This window comes from Marinobacterium sp. BA1 (assembly GCF_041155135.1).
Lineage (GTDB): Bacteria > Pseudomonadota > Gammaproteobacteria > Pseudomonadales > Balneatricaceae > Marinobacterium > Marinobacterium iners.
In genome coordinates this window covers 2,583,469-2,605,132 of record NZ_BAAFHC010000001.1, presented here as the reverse complement: position 1 = coordinate 2,605,132, position 21,664 = coordinate 2,583,469, and the positions used below count along the sequence as shown (strand labels likewise).

22 protein-coding genes, 1 tRNA gene and 1 riboswitch are annotated in these 21,664 nt (G+C 51.7%); of the genes, 17 read left to right on the top strand and 6 right to left on the bottom strand.

Annotated features, from left to right (window positions below):
• Positions 1 to 25 precede the first annotated feature (25 nt).
• Positions 26 to 103: riboswitch (cyclic di-GMP riboswitch) on the bottom strand.
• Positions 104 to 275: 172 nt separating this feature from the next.
• A complete protein-coding gene (locus ACAM29_RS12580) occupies positions 276 to 1,691 on the top strand; it encodes a diguanylate cyclase (protein ID WP_369624342.1) in 1,416 nt (471 codons plus the stop codon).
• 12 nt (positions 1,692 to 1,703) lie between these two features.
• On the opposite strand, the gene ACAM29_RS12575 is transcribed toward ACAM29_RS12580, so the two are convergent.
• The 4 genes from ACAM29_RS12575 to flgA all read right to left on the bottom strand — a co-directional run bounded on the left by ACAM29_RS12575 (position 1,704) and on the right by flgA (position 3,477).
• Positions 1,704 to 1,780, bottom strand: a tRNA-Arg gene (locus ACAM29_RS12575).
• Positions 1,781 to 1,821: 41 nt separating this feature from the next.
• Entirely contained in the window at positions 1,822 to 2,319 is a 498-nt protein-coding gene (locus tag ACAM29_RS12570; RefSeq protein WP_369624341.1) for a flagella synthesis protein FlgN, read from the bottom strand.
• A 6-nt stretch (positions 2,320 to 2,325) separates the two neighbouring features.
• Positions 2,326 to 2,646 carry a flagellar biosynthesis anti-sigma factor FlgM gene (flgM, locus tag ACAM29_RS12565; RefSeq protein WP_206838970.1) on the bottom strand — a complete coding sequence of 107 codons (321 nt, stop codon included), beginning with the start codon at positions 2,644 to 2,646 and terminating at the stop codon, positions 2,326 to 2,328.
• A 126-nt stretch (positions 2,647 to 2,772) separates the two neighbouring features.
• On the bottom strand, positions 2,773 to 3,477 hold the full coding sequence (gene flgA, locus ACAM29_RS12560) for a flagellar basal body P-ring formation chaperone FlgA (RefSeq protein ID WP_369624340.1): 705 nt from the start codon (positions 3,475 to 3,477) through the stop codon (positions 2,773 to 2,775).
• A 65-nt stretch (positions 3,478 to 3,542) separates the two neighbouring features.
• On the opposite strand from flgA, the gene ACAM29_RS12555 reads away from it, so the two are divergent.
• The 16 genes from ACAM29_RS12555 (at position 3,543) to ACAM29_RS12480 (ending at position 19,802) form a co-directional block, all read left to right on the top strand.
• Positions 3,543 to 4,481, top strand: coding sequence for a chemotaxis protein CheV (locus tag ACAM29_RS12555; protein ID WP_206838975.1), 939 nt, complete (start codon positions 3,543 to 3,545; stop codon positions 4,479 to 4,481).
• A gap of 16 nt (positions 4,482 to 4,497) precedes the next feature.
• On the top strand, positions 4,498 to 5,337 hold the full coding sequence (locus ACAM29_RS12550) for a protein-glutamate O-methyltransferase CheR (RefSeq protein WP_091822558.1): 840 nt from the start codon (positions 4,498 to 4,500) through the stop codon (positions 5,335 to 5,337).
• Between the two features lie 193 nt (positions 5,338 to 5,530).
• Complete coding sequence (flgB, locus tag ACAM29_RS12545; protein WP_206838977.1) at positions 5,531 to 5,929, top strand: flagellar basal body rod protein FlgB; 399 nt, start codon at positions 5,531 to 5,533, stop codon at positions 5,927 to 5,929.
• Positions 5,930 to 5,931: 2 nt separating this feature from the next.
• Positions 5,932 to 6,366 carry a flagellar basal body rod protein FlgC gene (flgC, locus tag ACAM29_RS12540; RefSeq protein ID WP_091822552.1) on the top strand — a complete coding sequence of 145 codons (435 nt, stop codon included), beginning with the start codon at positions 5,932 to 5,934 and terminating at the stop codon, positions 6,364 to 6,366.
• A 21-nt stretch (positions 6,367 to 6,387) separates the two neighbouring features.
• Entirely contained in the window at positions 6,388 to 7,071 is a 684-nt protein-coding gene (locus ACAM29_RS12535) for a flagellar hook capping FlgD N-terminal domain-containing protein (protein WP_091822550.1), read from the top strand.
• A 29-nt stretch (positions 7,072 to 7,100) separates the two neighbouring features.
• Positions 7,101 to 9,053: a flagellar hook protein FlgE gene (locus ACAM29_RS12530; protein ID WP_369624339.1), complete on the top strand. Its 1,953-nt coding sequence runs from the start codon at positions 7,101 to 7,103 to the stop codon at positions 9,051 to 9,053.
• A 119-nt stretch (positions 9,054 to 9,172) separates the two neighbouring features.
• Positions 9,173 to 9,916 (top strand): flagellar basal-body rod protein FlgF, encoded by a 744-nt coding sequence (gene flgF, locus ACAM29_RS12525; protein ID WP_091822545.1) that lies wholly within the window; start codon positions 9,173 to 9,175, stop codon positions 9,914 to 9,916.
• Positions 9,917 to 9,934: 18 nt separating this feature from the next.
• On the top strand, positions 9,935 to 10,720 hold the full coding sequence (flgG, locus tag ACAM29_RS12520; RefSeq protein ID WP_091822542.1) for a flagellar basal-body rod protein FlgG: 786 nt from the start codon (positions 9,935 to 9,937) through the stop codon (positions 10,718 to 10,720).
• Between the two features lie 21 nt (positions 10,721 to 10,741).
• A complete protein-coding gene (flgH, locus tag ACAM29_RS12515; protein WP_340147925.1) occupies positions 10,742 to 11,422 on the top strand; it encodes a flagellar basal body L-ring protein FlgH in 681 nt (226 codons plus the stop codon).
• 29 nt (positions 11,423 to 11,451) lie between these two features.
• Positions 11,452 to 12,546 (top strand): flagellar basal body P-ring protein FlgI, encoded by a 1,095-nt coding sequence (locus ACAM29_RS12510; RefSeq protein WP_091822883.1) that lies wholly within the window; start codon positions 11,452 to 11,454, stop codon positions 12,544 to 12,546.
• A gap of 1 nt (position 12,547) precedes the next feature.
• The gene (flgJ, locus tag ACAM29_RS12505; protein ID WP_369624338.1) at positions 12,548 to 13,618 is read left to right on the top strand and encodes a flagellar assembly peptidoglycan hydrolase FlgJ; all 1,071 of its coding nucleotides are present in this window, start codon (positions 12,548 to 12,550) and stop codon (positions 13,616 to 13,618) included.
• 71 nt (positions 13,619 to 13,689) lie between these two features.
• Positions 13,690 to 15,702, top strand: a complete 2,013-nt coding sequence (flgK, locus tag ACAM29_RS12500; protein WP_369624337.1) for a flagellar hook-associated protein FlgK — start codon at positions 13,690 to 13,692, stop codon at positions 15,700 to 15,702.
• A 17-nt stretch (positions 15,703 to 15,719) separates the two neighbouring features.
• A complete protein-coding gene (flgL, locus tag ACAM29_RS12495; RefSeq protein ID WP_369624336.1) occupies positions 15,720 to 16,610 on the top strand; it encodes a flagellar hook-associated protein FlgL in 891 nt (296 codons plus the stop codon).
• A gap of 4 nt (positions 16,611 to 16,614) precedes the next feature.
• Positions 16,615 to 16,938 carry a hypothetical protein gene (locus ACAM29_RS12490; RefSeq protein WP_369624335.1) on the top strand — a complete coding sequence of 108 codons (324 nt, stop codon included), beginning with the start codon at positions 16,615 to 16,617 and terminating at the stop codon, positions 16,936 to 16,938.
• A 39-nt stretch (positions 16,939 to 16,977) separates the two neighbouring features.
• Positions 16,978 to 17,382 carry a flagellar protein FlaG gene (locus ACAM29_RS12485; RefSeq protein WP_369624334.1) on the top strand — a complete coding sequence of 135 codons (405 nt, stop codon included), beginning with the start codon at positions 16,978 to 16,980 and terminating at the stop codon, positions 17,380 to 17,382.
• 11 nt (positions 17,383 to 17,393) lie between these two features.
• Positions 17,394 to 19,802: a motility associated factor glycosyltransferase family protein gene (locus ACAM29_RS12480; protein WP_369624333.1), complete on the top strand. Its 2,409-nt coding sequence runs from the start codon at positions 17,394 to 17,396 to the stop codon at positions 19,800 to 19,802.
• A gap of 45 nt (positions 19,803 to 19,847) precedes the next feature.
• On the opposite strand, the gene fliS is transcribed toward ACAM29_RS12480, so the two are convergent.
• Positions 19,848 to 20,228 (bottom strand): flagellar export chaperone FliS, encoded by a 381-nt coding sequence (gene fliS / locus ACAM29_RS12475; RefSeq protein WP_091822517.1) that lies wholly within the window; start codon positions 20,226 to 20,228, stop codon positions 19,848 to 19,850.
• A gap of 15 nt (positions 20,229 to 20,243) precedes the next feature.
• On the bottom strand, positions 20,244 to 21,650 hold the full coding sequence (gene fliD, locus ACAM29_RS12470) for a flagellar filament capping protein FliD (RefSeq protein ID WP_369624332.1): 1,407 nt from the start codon (positions 21,648 to 21,650) through the stop codon (positions 20,244 to 20,246).
• Positions 21,651 to 21,664: the final 14 nt, after the last annotated feature.

Genomic DNA, 21,664 nt, shown 5'->3' with positions numbered 1-21,664 from the left:
AAATAAGGGTAGGGCGAATCTCTCTTTCGGTAGCCAGGCAGTCTCATCCATTGCAGACCCTAGGCTTTGCGCCCACTGCGAACAGTGGTTGCCCTTTCGGGAGAGATTCTTTCGCTGGAAAGCGGGAAAGGCCATACATCAAAGCCAAACCTGATTGCATACTAGCAATATTAGTGTGCGTTCGCCAACCATAAGGTTTTGAGTCGGATCAATAAGAACGTGGGCCATGATACACTTTAACTTGATGTTTCCTTCCTACGGGCCATGGAGTGATCATGCCTCGCTTTTCGACCGAGCAATTGTGTACAGAGTGGACTGCAATCAATCAACGCTTCAGCGCAGAGGTTCAGCAGTTTGTCATCGACTTTTCCCAGCAGCACGCGAGCTCATTGTCAGAGCACTTTTATCGCGAGATGCTGGGTGATCCCGCTGCATCACAGTTTCTGTCAAACGATGAAGTACAGAGTCGTTTGGGTCAGTCCATGCAGCGTTGGGTTGCGGGCCTGTTTGTTTCGACCACTGAAGATGATGTGCTGCGATTGATAGCGGAACAACGCAAGATCGGTGAAGTGCATGCTCGCATAGGCATACCTGTTCATCTGGTGCTGAGAGGTGCACGTTGCCTCAAGGATCGCTTTGTACAGCTGCTGCATGAAGTGCCAAATCTGCCAGATGAAGATCAGTATGCGGCGATGCGACTGGCATCGGATACCATCGATCTGACAATGGAGGTTATGGGGCACGCCTACTCCCTGTCACACGATCGAAATTCGCGATCTGAAGAGGCCTATCGACTTTTTGCCATAACCCAGAATATTGCCAGCGAGAAAGAGCAGCAGAGGGCGGCTCTGTTCGACTGGGAAAATCAGTTGATGTTCAGTCAGGCGGTTGGTACTCAACTGAGTGAACTACCGCGCATACAGTCGTCGGACTTTGGTTTATGGTTCCGTCACAAAGGTATTCATGCCTTTGAGGGCTCGGCTGAGGCCGGCGCGGTGATGGATACCATGGAAGAGATTGACAGTGTGCTGCTGCCGCTTTTCGGATCGGATGGCAGTAACACCATCGCCATCAGCCAGGATTCACGCGTACATCTGCTGCGAGACCTGCGGGATAAGGTTAAAAGCATACGCTTTCACCTCAGCAATTTGTTTGAGCGCAACGATGAATTGGAATCCGGTCGAGATGTGCTGACGCGGCTGTTGAACCGGAAGTTCATGCCGGTAGTGTTGAGCAAGCAGGTCAGCCAGTCCCGCACTCAGAAAACAGCCTTCGCCGTCCTTGCTATTGATATCGATCACTTCAAGCAAGTGAACGACATTCATGGGCATCAGGCAGGGGACAGTGTCCTGCAACAGCTGGCGTTGATATTGCTGAACAACAGCCGTTCCGGCGATTACCTGTTCCGCTTGGGTGGTGAAGAGTTCTTACTCATTGCAGTTGATATGGATGCCACGCGTGCCAGGACTGTGGCGGAGAAGCTGCGTAAAAGCGTCGAGCGGGAAAGTTTCCTGCTGTACGATGGCAAAGAGCTGAAAGCCACCATCAGCGTGGGTGTGGCCTGCTTTGATGGTCACCCCGATTATCAGAGGGTGTTGCGCAAAGCCGATGATGCACTTTATCAGGCCAAAAACAGTGGCCGCAACAGAGTGGTAGTGGCGATGGGTGGTGGGGCGTCAGAAGCTGGTTGATGTAAAAAAGACTGGTGCCCCAGGCAGGACTCTAACCTGCGACCTGCCCCTTAGGAGGGGGCTGCTCTATACAACTGAGCTACTGAGGCATTTCAAGGCTGTGGATTCTACCGTCAGAAGTCCAAATTTTCTAGGCTTTACCCAGCCTGCGTTGACCTTCGTAGCGACCCTTGTCACCTTTCTGGTCATAAATGGAGTTGCCTTGGGCATGCCCCTGCAGTAATGCCAGCAGTTGGTCAGTATTTTGTTTACTGCGTACCAACGTCTGCTCGTTGCGCTGATTTAGCACGCGTACCTGTTCCAGTGACTGTTCCAGGCGCTGCCATGCCTGCTCCAGCAATTCGCTGGCGGGCGCGGGCAGGGTACGGATGAAGACAATGACAGCATCGCGGTTGGTTTCAACCTGAAGCTTTGTCAGCAGATCGTTGCGCTCACGAATGTTGCGATCAAGTCCCAGCAGGCATTCCTGTTTCTGCTGGTTGCTTTGTTTGAGCTGTTCAAGATCGCGTGTCTCAAGCGCAGTGAGTTCTGTGTCGAGCAGTGTCTGCAGCTGTGACAATAGTGCAGTGCCTTGGTCGATCAGGGCGCCAAACTGGATACTGATATCCTTGACGGGCTGGTCAGTCATCAGTTATCAGCCGAGTAAACTGTCAAGCTGCAGCATACGGTCGGCGATACGCTCATTATCGATCTTGTAGGAGCCATCTTCGATGGCTGCCTTGATCTGAGCGACACGGTCGCTGTCCACATCTGCGTTTCCGCTGTTTTCGCCCACAGAGCGCTGCAGCGCTTGCGCTGTATCACTGATACGTACAGTGTCGTCGCTCCGAGCAGGTGTATTGTCTGCAGGCTTGTTTCCGGTGTTGTTGCCGGTGGCCTGGGTCTGCTGCTCACTGACTTTACCTCGGTTGCCTGCCGACTGGGCGGGAGACAGGCCGGGAAAATCGATAGCCATTTTAAATTACCTCGCAATCAGTTCTATGCAAGGGTATCGGTCGCCCTGAGTAAAACTTTAAGGTTTTTTACATTAGTGAACTAACCGGCAGTATAGCGGAACAGGCCAGCGGCTGCTAACCGGTGATCATGGAACGCGAACCACGCCACCACCATCCACGCGTGCACGGATTTGTCGCTCTGAGCGATTGTTGATGATATCAATTATGTCGCCAATACGTCCGTCTTCGAGAGCAGTCCCTTCGGTACGGATGACAGCGCCGCCTCGGGATGCCTCGATTATCACCGGATCGCCTCGGCTGACAGCGTTTGCCTGAGTCAGCATGCGGGGGGAGATCGGAGTGTCGGCGCTGATACTGATGCGGGCCTGACTTCCGACGACATCCTGCTGACGGTAAAAATAATCACCTGACAAACTGGCAATATCGCGCTCCCGCAGCTGCAATTTTCCGGCGCTTATACGGCTGCCTTTGACGATTGGCGTTGCAGCGACCACAATCGCTTTATACTGCTTCACTCGGCCGGTGACAAAAAGGCTCCAGCGTGGAGTGCTGCAACTGGCTTTTGCGGTGATGCGCTCACCACTGTGGAAGGGCAGTGTTACATGAACGGGAGCTTCACAGGGTGCGAGTTGCAGGTGCTGATTGACCGGGTTCAGGCTGACCTCGACCCGGCTGTCTGGTACTTTAGACAACAAGTGTTGTTTAATGGCTTCAGTCACCTGCAAGTTGATCCGTGCTGCGGTATCATCGGCAGAGGCCGAAAAAGGCAGCATCAGGATGCAGACTATGGCAAAAACAGTGGCAACTGGTGTTAAATTGATATTATTCACGCGGGTGTCCTGGCTTTCGAAGCCGGGCGAAACTCATTGTTAGCGACCTCGGGGTTGGTTAAATCATGTCAGGGATCCTGGATACTGTAAACCTGCGCACGCAGATGGTCGGTCAGAACCGTCTTGAACTGTTGCTTTTCGGGCTGGAAACCAATCAGCGCTACGGCATTAACGTATTCAAGGTACGAGAAGTGCTGCAGTGTCCGGATCTGACTGAAGTGCCGCGCCAGACCAGTGCAATCAAGGGGATGGCGCATATACGTGGCGAAACCATCCCGGTACTTGACCTGTCTGAAGCGATTGGTCGCAGGCCAATCCCGGAAGAAGATCTGCCCAAAACCTTCCTGATTGTGGCCGAGTATAACCGCCGTACGCTTGCCTTCATGGTGCGCAAGGTTGACCGTATCCTGAATACTCAGTGGGACCAGATCATGGCCCCGCCGAAAGAGATCGGTAACGAGAATTACCTGACGGCTGTTTTCGAGTACGAAGGTAAGCTGGTTGAGATTCTGGATGTAGAACAAATCCTCGCGGACCTGTACCCGATGTCCACTGATGTCAGCGATGAAGTAGCGACTCAGGATGATCGCGCCCGCGCACGCCAGCGCCACGTTCTGATCGTCGATGACTCGGCCGTGGCGCGCAATCAGATGCAGCGCAGCCTGGAAGACCTTGGCGTGAAAGTTTCGATTGCCAACAATGGGCGTCAGGCGCTTGATCTGTTGAAAGGGTTGGTCGAAAAAGGGGTGGATGTTGAAAGCTTTTTCCTGATGGTGATTTCTGATATCGAAATGCCTGAAATGGACGGCTACACCCTGACCTCTATGATCCGTGAAGACCAGCGTATGTCTAAACTGCATGTGGTGCTGCACACTTCACTGAGCGGCGGTTTCAATGTATCGATGGTGAAAAAGGTAGGGGCCGACGGATTCCTGGCCAAATTCAACCCGAACGATCTGGCCGGAGTGGTAGTCAACCGTATCCGCCAGGTCGAACAAGGCTGACGGGGAGCGTCTCCGGGTGAGCAGCAGCTTTAGTATTACACCAGCGGAATTCCGTGAGTTCAGCAGTTTTCTTGAAAAAAGCTGCGGCATTCTGCTGGCTGAACACAAGCAGTACCTGGTCCAAAGCCGCTTGGGCAAGATCATGCAGCAGCAAGGGTGTTCAAGCCTCAGTGAGCTGGTGGCGCGTCTTGGCAGAGCGGGTGGCAACAGCCTGAAAGAGCAGGTAATTGACGCCATGACCACCAACGAAACCCTCTGGTTTCGTGATATTCATCCCTACGAAATATTGCGTAATAAGCTTCTGCCTGAGCTGCATGAGAAAAGTCGCTTTCAGAAGCTGCGAATCTGGTCTGCGGCCTGCTCTACCGGGCAGGAGCCGTACTCCATCAGTATGGTGATTGACGAGTTCAAACAGAGTCATGCCGGGGCTTTTTCGTCTGGCGAAGAAATACTGGCGACTGATATTTCCACCACGGTGCTGGATCAGGCACGACGGGGTGAATATGAAATGCTGGCGTTGGGGCGTGGTCTGTCTCAGGAGCGGCTGCACCGCTACTTTGAGTCATCACCCACCGGTAGCTGGGGTATCAAACCCCACATCAAGAGCCGGGTGCGCTTTCAAAGCCTCAACCTGCTTGGGCCTTACAGTTCACTGGGGCAGTTTGATCTGATTTTTTGCCGCAATGTGCTGATCTACTTCTCGTCAGATGTAAAACTCGAAATCCTGCGCAAAATGCACAAGCAGCTGCGCCCGGGGGGGTATCTGCTGCTGGGTGCTTCCGAGTCTCTCTCAGGCCTGTCTGACTTGTATAAAATGATCCACTGCCGCCCCGGTATTATCTACCAGGCAATCTGAAAACTGAGCGGCAGTCTTGCCGCCCTTTGCCGCTCGGCATTATTTGTAGCGGTACAGCCTTGCCGCTTGCCGCTGTATATTGCCTCCCTGAAACTGTCCGAACTTTCCCAAAGCCACCCATCACGGGTTTTTTCGCTACTGGCACGTTGCTTGCTTAATTACAGATATAGCAACCTGTAACGGATAAGCGGCAATGGCGATCAACTTTGACTCAGCACTGGGGATTCATGAAAACGCCCTGATACTCAGGGCGCGACGTGCTGAGGTGCTGGCCAACAATATTGCCAATGCGGATACGCCCAACTACAAGGCCCGTGATCTGGATTTTAGTGCCGTGCTCGAAGGTGAAACCGCTGGCGCCAATCTGTCGTTGAAGAAAACGGCATCCGGTCATCAATCCGAGTTTTTGTCACCGGATGCCGCGGCTGACCTGATGTTTCGTATTCCGAACCAGCCGTCAGTAGATGGCAATACGGTAGAGACCCAGGAAGAGATGGCTCGCTACACAGACAATGCGCTCCGTTATCAAGCGTCCTTTCAGTTTCTGAACAGCAAGTTCCAGGGGCTGACACGTGCAATCAAGGGTGAATAAACATGTCGTTGAGTAACGTTTTCAACATCGCGGGCTCCGCCATGACAGCGCAAACAGTGCGGCTTAACACCACCGCCAGTAACATGGCTAATGCGGAAAGCATCAGTTCCAGCGAAGCGGAAACCTACCGCGCCCGCAAGCCGGTGTTTGCACTCAAGGAAGCTCAGACTGAACACCTGCCTGATCACCTGCAGACATTGGTGCCGGGCCAAGGTGTTGATGTTAAAGGGATCATCGAAAGCGATTCGCCCCTGCGCATGGCGTACGAACCGAATCACCCGATGGCCGATGAAAACGGGTATATCTGGTACCCGAACGTAAATGTGGTGGAAGAGATGGCGGATATGATTTCAGCCTCGCGCTCGTTCCAGATCAACGCCGATATTATGAATACGGCCAAACAGATGCTGCAGCGTACGCTGACGCTGGGGCAATAAGGTCAGTAAGAGGATAACGCCATGAGCAATGTAAACGGCGTCGGCAGTAACAACATCTACGATCAGATCAATCAGAAGAACCAGGCGCAGTCCAAGGCGCTGAATTCTCAGTCTGAAGAAAGTCAGATGTTCATGAAGTTGCTGATCGCGCAGCTGCAGAATCAGGACCCGACCAGTCCGGCGGATCCAGCTGACTTCATGCAGCAAATTTCCACGTTGAGCAACGTTGAAAGTATTCAAAACCTGTCCAAGACCATGGAAAACATGAGTAACTCAATGCTGAGTAGTCAGGCAGCGTTACAGGCTTCGTCGATGGTTGGGCAGCGTGCATACGTGAATACGAATATTGCCCAATTGCATCAGGAAGAAGGTTATGTGGATGGGCTGGTCAGTTTGGAGAACAGTGTCAATGATGTACGCATCACCATCTACGATGCGGGCGGCAATCAGATTGACCAAGTCAGTATGGGGGCGCAACCGAAGGGTGATCATAACTTTGTGTGGCAGGGCGGAGAAGGCGTGCCACCGGGTAACTACCGGATAGTGGCTGAAGTTCCTATGGGGGCGGACGGCGAGTACGAAGAGGTGGCCACCTACATGGGTTTCAATATCAACAGCGTCACTCTGGGGCAAAATGGAATTGGCATGAAAGTGAATACGGCCATCGGTTCCATTGACATGAGTGAAGTGAAACAGCTGGGCTAACCCAGTCACAGTCTAGCGAGGTAATAACAATGGCAGGTTTCAGCACAGCCGTAACAGGTCTCAAAGCATCTACAGCCATGTTGGATGTGGCTGGTAACAACATCGCAAACTCAAGCACTGTAGGCTTCAAGTCATCGCGTACCGAGTTTGGTGATATCTATGCCACTGCCGTTGTCGGTGCGGGTTCGTCCAATACCCCTGGGTCAGGTGTCACCGTGACCGATATTGCCCAGGATTTCAGTGCCGGTACCATTGAGTTCACCAACAACAACCTGGACTTGGCGATCAATGGTTCAGGCTTTTTCCAGCTTGATGATGGTCAGGGCAGTGTGACCTACACCCGAGCCGGTGCGTTTGAGCTGGATAAAGAAGGCTTTATCGTTTCCAAAAACGGGAAATACCTGCAAGGGTATGGCCTTGATGCCGATGGTAACAGGCTGCCAATTGGCAACATGGCAGTCACTGAGAAAGAAAGTCCACCAAAAGCAACTGAAAACATCGATTTGTCGTTCAATATTGATGCGCGCTCTGATGCAGCTTCTCTTCTACCGACATACAACAAGGATGAGCCGGGTTCTTTTACCTGGACAACGACAGACCGTACTTTTGACAGCTTGGGTAATGAGCACACTATCAAGTACAACTTTGCGGAACAGCGCCCAGTCAAACAGGTGCTCAACTTTCAGCTTACAACCCCCACCAACTATCCAGAAATATCCGGTATCCAGCTCCAGGCAGGGGATTTTGACGCTAATGGAAGATTGATTGACAACTCGCCCGCGACAACTGGCTATGATGAACTGGCAGTTGCTGATGACCGCATCGATCTCTCGACGGTTGTATACGATACCGGCACGGGAGAGCTCAGCTTTGAATTGAAAGCGTGGGCTACGGATTCTGGTGATGTTTTGGTGGAAGAAGGTGGAGCCGCCCTTGCGAACCTCAATACAGCGGTAGAAGACCGTTATCGTGATGCTAATGAGGTCCGCGTATATACCGTGACCCCGGGTGCAGGCAGCGGAACCATTTCTTTGGCAGGGGAAGAAATTCAGGTTTCAGCTGCTGATAATACAGCCGATGGCATTGCTGGGCTGATTGCGGCACGTGAAGCCCGTATATTGGAGAACAACCCTTCGATAGAATCAATACAGGCTACGACCAACGCTGCAGGCGACGTTATATTGCAGGTGCGCTTTAAAGCAGATGAGGGTGACATCACTCCAGAGCCTGGCCAGCTTAACGATCCCTATCCAGTAACTGTAACCGGTAACGTCACTGCTGCGCATGATGCTGATGCTTCAATCCAGGGCGATAACTCTTACAGAGGCTACTATCGCATGTATGCCTACCTGAACAATGAAGAGTTGCTGGATATTGGTAAGGTACAGGATCCGGGCAAGGGAACGCTTACTGAGCCGGGGCCGATACTGGTCCAGTTTAACCCCACCAACGGTCTGCTGCGAGAGATTAATGGTCAGGCGTTTCCGGCTGGTGGACAGGTACCTGCTCTTACCATTAAGGGTGCGGATCCAGCCAACTCTCTGACTGAAATCACACTGGATCTGACCGGTAGTACTCAGTTTGCTTCCGCATCCATCGTGAAGGGGTCGCTACAGGATGGTTACACCAAAGGTGACTTGATTGGTGTGACGTTCTCTGCAACCGGGGAAATGGTGGCTTCGTTCAGTAATGGACAGAACAAGTCGCTGGGTGTGGTGGCCGTTGCAACCTTTGAAAACCAGGCGGGTCTGCAGCCGAGTGGTGATACCGAGTGGGCCGCCACGCTGGATTCAGGCGACGCGATTGTGAACCCGCCCGGAACAGGCTTGAACGGCACGTTGCGCTCCGCTGCACTTGAAGCGTCCAATGTTGATTTGTCCGAAGAGCTGGTGAAGCTGATTGAAGGTCAGCGTAACTATCAGGCCAACTCAAAGACCCTAGAGACCATGAATGCGATCACGCAGACGATTCTGCAGATCTGATCAGTGGTATATCAACACCACAAGCCGGGCTATATGCCCGGCTTTCTCGTTTATGGCACATAGTTTGCTTGATACAAGGTAAAGCCAGTTAAAACGGCAAGGTTTTACCGGAGTAAACGATGGATAAAGTGCTGTATGTCGCCATGACCGGCGCGCGCGAGAACATGTATGCGCAGCAAGCTCATGCCAACAACCTGGCCAATGCCACGACCACCGGCTTCAAAAGTGATTTCGAGCAGGCCCGTGCCATGCGGGTGCTGGGTGAGGGCTTCGAGTCTCGCGTGTATTCTATGAGCGAACGCCCTGGTACGGATATGGACAGCGGTACGCTGATGCAGACCGGTCGCGATCTTGATGTGGCTGTGGAAGGTGATGGCTGGATCGCCATTCAGGGACCGGACGGCAACGAAGTGTATACCCGTAATGGCTCCCTGCAGATCAATGCCGCCAACCAGCTGGTGACGGGCAGCGGTTTGCCGGTGATCGGCGCGGGAGGCATTCCGATCATCATTCCGCCAGCCGAAAATATTACGATCGGCAATGATGGCACTATTACCATCCGTCCGCTGGGTGAGAATGCGGTCGAAATTGCACTGGTAGACCAGATAAAACTGGTACAGCCGGAAAATGGTCAGCTGTTCAAGGGGCGTGATGGCTTCATGCACACCGATAATGATGTGCCCTTGCCTCAGGCGCTCAATGCTCAGCTTCGTTCGGGTTATCTCGAAGCCAGTAATGTAAACGCCATCTCCGAACTGACGGCCATGATCGGCCTACAGCGTCAGTTTGAGATGCAGGTCAAAATGATGAAGACGGCAGAAGAGATGTCTACTTCTGCGTCTGAGATTCTTTCACTGAGCTGATATTAAGGAGTCTGACCCATGCACGGTGCTTTGCATGTTGCTAAAACCGGTCTGAGTGCACAGGATACTCAGCTCAAGGTAATTTCCAACAATCTGGCCAACGTCAGTACTGTTGGCTTCAAGAAAGATCGGCTGGAGTTTGAGGATCTGTTGTATCAAATCCGTCGCCAGCCCGGTGCGGCTACCGGTGAAGACTCAATGCTGCCCTCTGGTCTGCAGCTGGGCAGCGGTGTTCGTACCGTCAGCACCCAGAAGATGTTTCGTACCGGTGACATGCAGATCACTGACCAGCCTTTTGACGTGGCAATCAATGGTCGTGGTTTTTTACAAGTTGCCATGCCCAATGGTGACATCGCCTATACCCGCAATGGCGAGTTGCACCTTGATGGCGAGAACCGTCTGGTCACTTCAGAAGGCTACCTGGTTGAACCTGCAATCACCCTGCCGGACCAGGTAACCAATTTTTCGGTGGGCAATGATGGCACCGTGAGTGTAACGGTAGCGGGTGATCCCAACCCTCAAGAGTTGGGACAGCTGGAATTGGCCGATTTTGTTAACCCCCAGGGGCTGCAGGCAACAGGCCAGAACCTGTACATTGAAACGGCTGCAAGCGGTGCGCCGATTGTTGGCCTTGCCGGAGAAGAGGGGCGCGGCATCATCAAGCAGGGGATGCTTGAAGGCTCGAATGTGAATGCGGTCGAAGAGCTTGTGGATATGATCACCACCCAGCGCGCCTATGAGATGAACTCCAAAGTGATCTCGACCGCAGACGAGATGCTGTCCTATGTCAGCCAGCAGCTCTAATGACAGGCTAAGGTGAACATAATGATGACCAGACTTTTGCGACTGTGGCCATTGTTTGGCTTGGTGCTGCTGACGGGATGTGTCAATAAGGCCCCCAAGCCGGATAATCCCTATTATGCGCCAATTCAGCCCGCGCAGATGCAGCAACCCAAACCGGTGAATGGCTCTATCTATCAGGCGGGCACCGGAATGGATCTGTACAGCGACGGGCGTGCGCATCGTGTGGGTGACATTATCACGGTGGTCCTGACGGAGCGCACCCAGTCTTCTAAAAGCTCATCAACCGATACCGACAAAACCACCAATATCGGTATTGGTGTACCCAACGTATTGGGTCAGGATCTGACCCTGTTCGGCAACCCTCTCAGTGCTTCCATGAACAGCAACAGCGGTTTTGAGGGCACGGGTAATTCCGATATGCGTAACAGCCTCAGTGGCAATATTACCGTGACCATTCATCAGGTGATGCCCAACGGTACCATGTTGGTTCGCGGTGAAAAATGGCTGACCCTGAATCAGGGGGATGAATATATCCGCGTGAGTGGTCTGGTGCGGCCACAGGATATCGGACCTGACAACAGTATCGAGTCTACACGCCTTGCTGATGCTCGCATTACCTACAGCGGCACCGGTGCCACTCATGACGCAAACGTTATGGGTTGGTTGGCACGCTTCTTTATCAGTCCGTTGTGGCCATTTTAAGAGCTTCTAAGGAGAACACCATGAATAAAATGTTTCGACTTGGATTGCTGTTACTGTCTCTGTCGGCCCTGCTGGCTGCTCCTGTGCAGGCTGAACGGCTGAAGGATATCACCAGCGTAGCGGGTGTGCGTACCAACCAGCTGGTGGGCTATGGCCTGGTAGTGGGGCTTGACGGTACTGGTGACAAAACCAGTTTTACCTCACAGACATTCCGTAACATGCTGAACAATTTCGGCGTGGCGATTCCTCCCAATGTTGACCCGAAATCAAAGAATATTGCAGCAGTCGCGATCCATGCGGACTTGCCTCCTTTTGCCAAACCGGGTCAGCCGATTGATGTCACCGTTTCCACCATTGGTGATGCCAAAAGCCTGCGTGGCGGCAGTCTGTTGATGGCGCCGCTCAAGGGTGCTGACGGCAATGTCTATGCCATAGCACAGGGTAACCTGGTGGTGTCCGGTTTCGGTGTACAAGGCAGTGACGGCTCGCGCCTGTCTCTGAACGTGCCCAGTGTCGGGCGGATTCCCAACGGTGCGACTGTTGAGCGCACAGTGCCCAATGCGTTTGCACAGGGTGACAGCTTGATGTTCAACCTCAACCATCCGGACTTTACTACCGCTCGTCGAGTGGCCGAGCAGATCAATAACCTGCTGGGGCCTGATATGGCACAGGCACTCGATGCAGCCTCTATTCGTGTGCGAGCTCCGCGCGATCCGTCACAGCGGGTCTCGTTCCTTTCTGTGTTGGAGAACCTCGAAGTCCAGCCCGGTGAAGAAACAGCCAGGGTCATCATCAACTCCCGTACCGGCACCATCATCATCGGTCAGAACGTGCGGGTATCGCCGGTGGCCATCACTCATGGTGGTCTGACCGTTGCCATTACCGAAAATTTGGATGTTGCCCAGCCCAATGTGCTTGGCGGTGGTAATACCGTGGTGACACCGCGTACCGAGATTGAGATTGAAGAAGGCTCGGGCCGCATGTTCGAGTTTGCGCCAGGTGCAACCCTGAGCGACATCGTTGAAGCGGTCAATCAGGTGGGGGCAGCGCCCGGTGATCTGATGGCGATTCTTGAAGCGCTCAAACAATCCGGTGCGCTCAAGGCTGAACTGGTGGTGATCTGATATGGCGATCGACAGCGGCAGGCTTACACCTTCACAAGCGGCGCTTTTTACTGACCTGAACCAGCTGCAAAAGCTGAAAACTCAGGCTGGCAATGACCAACAAGCCGCCCTGAAAGGTGTCGCGCAGGAGTTTGAGCAACTGTTCATGAACATGATGCTCAAAAGCATGCGTCAGGCCAGTGACGTGTTGGCGTCAGACAGCCCGTTCAACTCCGGTGACGTAAAGTTTTATCAGGAGATGTTTGACCAGCAGCTGACGCTGGATCTGTCGAAAAAGGACAGCATCGGGCTGGCCGATATCATCGTCAAACAGCTGAGTCAGCAACACGCGCCTGTCGTGGCACCGGGGCAAGATGAAGAAAAAGGTGACCAGCAGTCGATGACTGAACAGATGCTGTCACGCGCCTTTGGTGGCGAGCCGCTGCCGCAAACACCGGCTGGAAACTACCGTGCACCATCAGCCAGTGAGTCTGAGCAGGAAGGCAACAGCGATACGGTTCAACCTGTAACCCAGGAACTGACCGATCAGGACAAGGCCGGCTCCGAAACCGCAGCTGTGAAAGAAACCCTGCCGGCCCGATTTGAAACGCCAGCCGAGTTCATTGAGAAGTTGATGCCGCTGGCCGAGCAAGCGGGGAAAGAGTTGGGTGTAAACCCTAATGTGCTGCTGGCGCAGGCTGCGCTTGAAACCGGCTGGGGCAAGTTCATCACCCGTGATGCAACAAGCGGTGAGAGTAGTCGTAACCTGTTCAATATCAAGGCTCACCGCGGCTGGGAAGGTGATACCGCGAAGGTACAAACGCTGGAATACCGTGGCGGTGTACCCGAGAAGGAACAGGCTCGCTTTCGTGCCTATGACAGCTATGCCGATAGCTTCAGCGACTACGTTGATTTTCTGCGCAGCAACCCGCGTTATCAACAGGCGCTGGAACAGGGTGCAGACCCGACCCGCTTTGTACGTGAACTGCACAACGCCGGTTATGCCACCGACCCTGAATATGCCAACAAGATAGAACGTATTTTCAGCGGTGACTTGCTGGCCGGTTTGGGCCGCGGCACTAAAGAAGGCTGATTGTTGGCCGATAACCACACAGTAAACGGTGAAGGTGCGTGGCACCGCACAAATAACGGAGCAACATCGTAATGTCATATGGCCTGCTGTCACTCGGAGTTCAAGGTACACGTGCCGCTCAGTCTGGACTGGGTGTGGTCGGTAATAACATTACGAACCTCAATACACCGGGGTATACTCGACAAGTTGCCCAGTTCAACAGCCTGGAAGGCGGCGGTGTCGTTCAGGACAATGTTGCTCGGATAGCGGATCAGTACATTACGGCTCGCCTGTGGAGTGACAACTCACGATTTGAGGCTTCCAAGGCATACGAAGAGCTGGCTAGCCAGCTGGACAATCTGCTGGCCAGCGACAGCACCAGCCTGACGGTAAAAATGGATGACTATTTTGCTTCGCTTCAGGCCGCCAACGATGACCCTATTTCGCTTACAAATCGTGAACTTTTTCTGGCAGAGGCAGGTGCTCTTGTGCGCCGCTACCATGACCTTCACGACCGTGTTGCACAGATCAACGAAACAGTTAATACAAGAATACGCGAGCTTACAGAGCAGGTTTCTGTTTCTGCAGGTCAAATAGCCGACTTGAATGACCGCATACGCATCGCTGAAGCCGGCAGCAAAGATGCGTTTGAGCTGAAAGACCAGCGTGATGAGGCTGTCAAAGAGCTTTCGTCTCTGGTGGACATCAAGGTCATCGAACAGTCCAATGGTGAGTTCAGTGTATTTGTAGGCAACGGTCAGCCACTCGTTGTGGGGCAGTCAGCGTATGAATTCGTTGCCCGTGAAAATGAATTCAATCCATCGCGCTACGAGGTTGGTGTGGTGATTGCGGGTAAAGAGAATGTCATTACTGACATGCTGACAGGTGGTGAACTGGGAGGTCTGATTACCTATCGTCGTGAGACCATGGATCGAAGCCTGAACGAACTGGGGCGTTTGGCGATCACCTTCGCCGATACCATGAACGCACAGCATCAAAAAGGTATCGACTACGACGGTGAAATGGGTAGAAGGCTCTATAATGATATCAACTCAGCCGAACTCATGGAGTCGCGCTTTCGGTCACGTATTGACGCTACGGGTGACGTGCGCATCACTGACAGCTCCAAACTGCGGGCAAGTGAATACGAACTGGTATTTACCGGACAGGATGACTTCCGCCTGACTCGGCTAAGTGATGGTAAAAGCTGGACACAAAACAGCTTCACAGATGCGGGTAGCGCCGCTGACGTCGATGCCGAGAATGAAATCTGGTTTGACCCGGCTAATGGCGAGTTGCGCCTCCAGGTGGATGGTTTCAGGCTGGATGCGAATAGTAACGGCCCCTTCGCGTCCAATGAGAAAATGATGATCAGCCCGGTACGAACCGGTGCAGATGACATAGAGCTGAATATACTCGATGGCCGAGACTTGGCACTGGCCTCACCCGTGACCATTTCCGCTTCAACCGGGAATGCGGGGACAGCTACGGCAAACGTCAGCGTCAGTACAATCGATGATATTACAGAGACAGATCCTCGTAATGTCTTTCCCAAGCTACCCCTTACACTTGAGTATGACAGCTCGCTTGTTCCTGCCTGGACGGTTACGGATACAGACGGCAGTACAACAACCTGGGCGGTCACCGTTGATCCTGCACAGCCTGACAGGCTTGAACTAACCGATCAGGCGACAGGCAGAACCATGCTGGAAGTGGGGCTGAGTGGACAGGTACAGGACAATGATACCTTTACTGTTGGCTATAATTTCAGTGCAAATGGCTCAAGTATTGGTATATCCGATAACCGTAACGGCTTGGTGATGTCTGACTTGATGAAGCAGGCAACAACACTTGAAGGCAGTTATCAGGACAGTTATGGCCGGTTGATCGAAAGGGTCGGAACAGATACCAAAGTGGCACAAATGGACCGCAGTGCCTCTGAAGCGGTACTGCGCAACACAATAGCTCAAAGGGAGTCTGTCAGTGGTGTTAGCCTTGATGAGGAAGCGGTCAGGCTGATCCAGTTTCAACAGGCATATCAGGCATCTGCACAGATTATCAGTGCATCACAAACCATCTTTGACGCCCTTATCCAGGCTGTTTGAGAGAGGAGAAAACGATTATGAGACTATCAACCAATCTCTTCTACTCGCAGAATGAAACCAACATCAGCGAAGCCAACTCACGGCTTTACAAGCTGCAGCAACAATTATCCACTGGTAAAAAACTGCAGCAGCCATCCGACGATCCATTGGCGACAACACAGATCATGAAGTTTGATCGTGTTATCGCCCGTACCGAGCAGTTCAGGGAAAATATTTCGGTTTCCGAACGTCGTCTCAGCTATGAAGAAACGACGGTTGCCTCGGTCGTGACCAGCCTGCAACGTGTTCAGGAAATCGCGATTCGAGGCAACAGTGGTGCCATGTCAGATAATGACCGGCAGATACTGGCTGGTGAGTTGGATGGAATCCTGGATCATGTCAAAGGGCTTCTGAATACTCAGGATGCTCAGGGCGAGTATATGTTTGCTGGCTATCGTGGAGATACCGAGCCTTATGTATTGAATGCGGGCGGTACTGCTTACGAATACCAAGGCGATTCTGGGGAGCGTTTTCTGGATATCGGTGAGAATTCAACGATCCAGTCCACAGACCCGGGAAGCGCAATTTTTGGTGATAGTACGGATAATGTCCTGAACCAGATTCTGGACCTGAAGACGGCTCTGGAATCAGGCACTGACCCCTCTGCAGCCTCTCAGGGCGTCAACGGCTGGTACGAAAACATTGTCAGCCAACAGGCACAGCTTGGCTCCAGGTTGCGTGTACTTGAAGATCAGGAATGGAACCTGACTGATCTTCAAACGTTCACCGAGTCAACACGCTCCCTGTTTGCAGATACAGACTATTATGAAGCCATCAGCCAACTGTCGCTTGAGTCCACTGCGCTGCAGGCTGCCTATCAGAGCTTTGGCAAGGTCCAACAGATGAGCCTTTTCAACTATGTTGGATAAATCAGTGCTGAAGCAGGCAGACACGGAGACGCTGATTGAAACAGCCCTTGAGTGTGGGCGTCAGCAGGCGAGTATACTTGCTCATACCGAGACGCTAACGGATGAACAAATCGAAGAACTGATTGAAATAGAGAAAATCAGAGATTTCAGTATCCGTCTTATCGACTGGACTGATGTTAAACAATTTGAGGATCGTCTCCATGTGCTGCAAAAACTTGATAATGATAATCAAGTTTTGTTGAGTACAAAGAGAAAGGCGTTACAAAAAGATATTGAACTACTTAAGAAACGGCGCAATGTTGCCGGTGAGTACATGAACTTCCGGTGAGCTTGCTTTAGATGATACAAATTAATACAGGTGTGCCCTATGGACGTTAACAACAGTGTTGCGGTAAGTAGCGGGGTCCAAAAACTGACAGGCATGGATGGTAATGCCCAAACAGAAAAAGTCAGGCAAGCAGGTAGTGCGGAGCAGAACCCTGAGTCTCCACGGTATACCGTCGAACCTACTGAAAAAGCGGACCCCAAAGCGGTACAGGATGCTGTCGAAAAGCTTAGTGAGTTTGTAGAAACCGTCAGTAATCGGGGGCTTCAGATATCCATCGACAAAGATTTATCACAGGTTGTTCTGAAAGTCGTCAATAAAGACAATGAAGAAACAATCCGGCAGATTCCCACAGAAGAAGTGCTTGAGCTTATGAAGCGCATGAAAGACTTGTCTGAAGAGTTTTTTGGGGATGCAACCGGTTTACTGGTCGAGAGCAAGGTATAAGGACGCATGTTTTGAGCCATAACGAGATGCTCACCAACCAGTTTGGAGAACAGTATCTTTACGCCGTGAACAGGGACATGTTTCAACGAGAAAGTGCCTGGGAGCGTATAGAGCGTGAGTTTGGAAAGCTACTGGCGCGTGAAGATTCACTGATCATCTTTGTTGGCTCTGACTCGGGCAATATTATCCACTACATATTGGATCGCGGGTTGCCGGCGGGTACACGTTATATCTTTCTTGAACCATCGGAGATCCTGAGTCAGGTAGTAACAACAGTCGACCTGAGTTTGGCTGAAGATCGGATATCCCTCGTGGATTCAGAGCAGTTTGTAGAGGCATCACAAAACGCCTGTATTGTTAATTACCTGTATGTGGATGGTGTATTCCTCAAGCGTTCTCTTTCAGCAGAGTATGGGTTTGTTGGTCAATACCGTTCTGAGTACTGGGATGCCAGTAGTTACATCAATGAGCTGCGCTGGAATAGCCTTGTTTCTCTTGGACAGGATGCTTTTGTACAACGTCAATTGCAGAATTGCGCGGATAATGAAAATCCTATTTCAGACATCAAGGGCTGCTTGAAAGGCAGAACCGTTATCATACTGGGTGGTGGACCCAGTTTGGATGAGCACCTGGACTGGATAAAGTCACATCGCGAGCAATTGGTTGTCTTTGCTGTTTCTCGAATTGCTGGACGGTTAATGCAGGTGGGTCTTGAGCCCGATTTTGTGTTTTCAGTAGATCCGCACGATATCAGCTATCAAGTCAGCAAGGATATGCTGAAACTGGGTCCAGGAACTGTTTTCATTAACCAGTATCACGTCAGCCCCAGGCTGCTGTCACAATGGCCTCATCGCAAATATTTCATGGGGCCGTTGCTGCCGTGGGAGTCCGAACTGAACCCCAAGTGCCTCTTTAACGGGAGTGGGCCCACCGTAACGAACTCGGCTATTTCCGCTGCTGCATGGCTTGGAAGTCAACATATTCTGCTTGCAGGCGTTGATTTGTGCTTTACGCCGGAAGGTTACACCCACGCGAAAGGTAGCAGGGAAAGAGCCGCTGGGCCAAAAACGGATCTCTCCAGTCTGGTACTTGAGACAAATGGAGGACAGCAGGCCTGTACTACTCCTGATTTTGCTTCAGCGGCACGTAACATCGCTCAGCAGGCAAAAACATTAACGGAGAAAGGGGTCCGGGTGGTTAACATATCATCTGGTGCCGCTCGTATAGAGGGTGTTCAATTTCAATCACCAACTGAACTAGAACTCAATCTATCACTGCTGGTGGACAGACTGCATCTGCCACAGCCCAAGCAGGGGAGTAAAAGGCAATGGTTACGATCACTTGAACAGGATTTGAGTGAAGCTCAAAACAAGATCGTTGAAGTTTTGGTCTTGTTGGAGAAAGCACAGGAGCACCACAACGATATGTATGAGGGGGAATACATCAACCCTCAGCGCAAGCTACAGTTGGAAGGACTGGACAAGAAACTGTCAGAAGAGTATCCAGAGCTGTTCAAAATAGTTAAAACGCTCTCGGTGCGTGCACTTTTGCGAATGGCACAGACGTTTACCGATGATGATGAGCTCCAGCTTGAGCAAATTAAACAGCGCCTGGAAACGTATTACACAGCCCTGGAAGAAGGTGCGAAACGGTTACAACAGTATATTGAGGCTGGCCTGGAATCTGTGCGTATACGTCTGCGTGAGCAATCGTTGCTCAATGAGTCGATTGAGGCGCAACAGGCACTGGCATTTAAATGGATTGAGCGAAATGAGCCTGGGCGTGCGTTTTGTCTTGCGCCTGCTGGTAAAGGAGAAGACCCTTTTGTAAAGGCACGGCAAGCGTATGAAGAGGAATTACACAGGGACTCGCTTCAGGCTTTGGCTCAACAAAGCCAGGCCAGTAATCTTCATGCGCTACCGGCCAGGGTACAGTATCTTAAGGATAAAAAAGACATTGAAACCTTGCAGCTCTTGTATGAGTCACTGAGTGCAACGGAAGGTGCAATAGACTACCTTCCACTAATTGCTGCAACCCTTTACCAAATGGAAGACAAGTCAGAAGCTGCTCTGGCTGAGTTAATTCCAGTCATGGATCTGCCGGGATCACCGATAATAGAGCAGGCTCTGGCCATGATGGTCGGCCTGTGTAGTGAGCTTGGTTATCATCAAGCAGTCATGGATGCGATGGCGGGGCTGGCGAGTATCAATGCGTTCTATCTTGGTCTTTACGCTGATGCATTGATGGCCAATGGTCAGGCTTCCGATGCAGTAGAGCACCTTACTGAGTATTTGCACTATTTTCCTGGGGACAGGCAGGCTCTGGCAAAACTCAAGCGGTGGTATAAAGAGCTGGACAATAAGGAGGGAGTTCGCTTGGTCGAAACCCTGTTGGACCTACAAGGCTCGGATCAGTCCTGAGTTTTGCCCCCGTGCTGATCATTCAGCTCTGGGGGCGCGGTTAAATTATTCTTGATGATTATGATATTCTGCAGGGATTTGATCCCATGCGTCCTTGATCGGGAAAATCAAATCACGTGCTTTTTTCAACTCTTCTACATCGTTTTTGTCAGTAGCAACCAGCAGCCGCTCACGTACGTAACGGTAAAGTGATTGAAGATTTTCGGCCAGTTCGCCTCCTTTCTCCAAATCGAGTCCTTCTTCAAGCCCACCGATAATAGCCAAGGCCTTGGATATAGCTGTACCCTTGGCGTTCATATTCTGATTTTCGAGCGCTGTGATTGCCTGATCAATACGAACCAGATAAGTGTCAAACAGCATCTGAATCAGTTTATGTGGTGATGCGCTGTCAGCGCCCACTGATTTATAGGTGTTAATTCCATTCATATTAGACCCTATACCTTATCCGGATTTTTGAGGTGCAAAACCGGGCAATGCAGCAAGCTGCCCCGCCAAATAATTCCCGGTGTTATTATATTGAGCAACGAGCGTATCCATTGTGATAAACTGGTTCAGCATACGTGTTTCAAGAGTCTGTAAACGATCCTCAAGGTCCAAGCGCTCGTCTTCGACTTTTTTGAGTGACTGGTTCAGACTGTTTGTTCTGCTATCAAAGATACCGCCGAGCTCAAGCGATTGTTTTAGAGTACTCTCCAACTGCCCTGCTATACCATCTGCAGAGCTCAATAGATTGCTGAGGGCCTCAGGGCGGGCGCTCAAAACCTCATCGAATTTGTCACCATCGATAGACATCTTGCCGTATTGGTCGATTTCCATTCCGATACTGAAGAGTGAACCGTAAGGGTTGCTGGAGTCATTGGTACGCAATATATTACGAACCTCGCTCATGATCTGCCTTGCGCTGAAGTCACCCTGAAGAGCACCACCGGATTCACTCTCCGCATTATAGCTAGTCAGGCGGTCATAAGTATCGGCCAGTTTATTGTAGGCATTCACAAAAGCTTGCACGCTTTCTCGAGTAGCATCCTTATCGACATCCAGAGACAGTCCGACCGCTGTAGTGGTTTCAGCTTTCAGGTCCAGCGTCACACCTGGAATAACATCACTGATACTGTTGCTGCTGCGCGTGGCAAGCATGCCATCGACACGAATCTGTGCATCGTCGGCCGCTACCAGTTGGTTCATGCCGCCACTGCCAACACCACCGGCATCATAGCTGTATGACAGTTGTGAAAGCCCGGGCTCTGCACCTTCGGTAACGTCAATGCTGATCTGGTTATCAGTACCGCTGTTTTTGGCGGTTAGTACCAGACGTGCCTCAGTCCCACCTGCACCATCATCAACATTCACGATTGTGGCCGTCACGCTGCTGTTATCCGCTGCGTTGTTGATTGCATCACGGATACCGGCCAGCGAGTTGTTGTCGGTGTCAATGTTGACATCGAAGCTATTGGCTCCACTGCCGATCGTCATTGTACCTGTGCCAACACTGTCGCTGGCTGAGCTGAAACCGGCTGAGCTAAGTTTTTGAGCCTTGGCCAGGTTAAGAACCTCTACGGCATAATTACCGGCAGACGCACTACTGGAGGCTGAAGCGGTGAACATTGCTTCATCAGACGAAGTTGCGTTGACTTTCAACAGATCGTCAGCATCGGCCAGTTTGGCAGCAGCATCTTTAAAACTGCTCAAGCTGCTTTTAAGTGTCCCAAGCGCCGACAGTTCTGTTTGGTAGTTTGATTCGCGGCGGTTTAGGGCGTTATTTTTGGCTGCACCTTCTGCCTGTACCAACTGAGATACAAGGCCTTTGATATCAAGGCCACTGCCAATACCACTAAGTGAAATTGCCATAATCAACCTCCGTA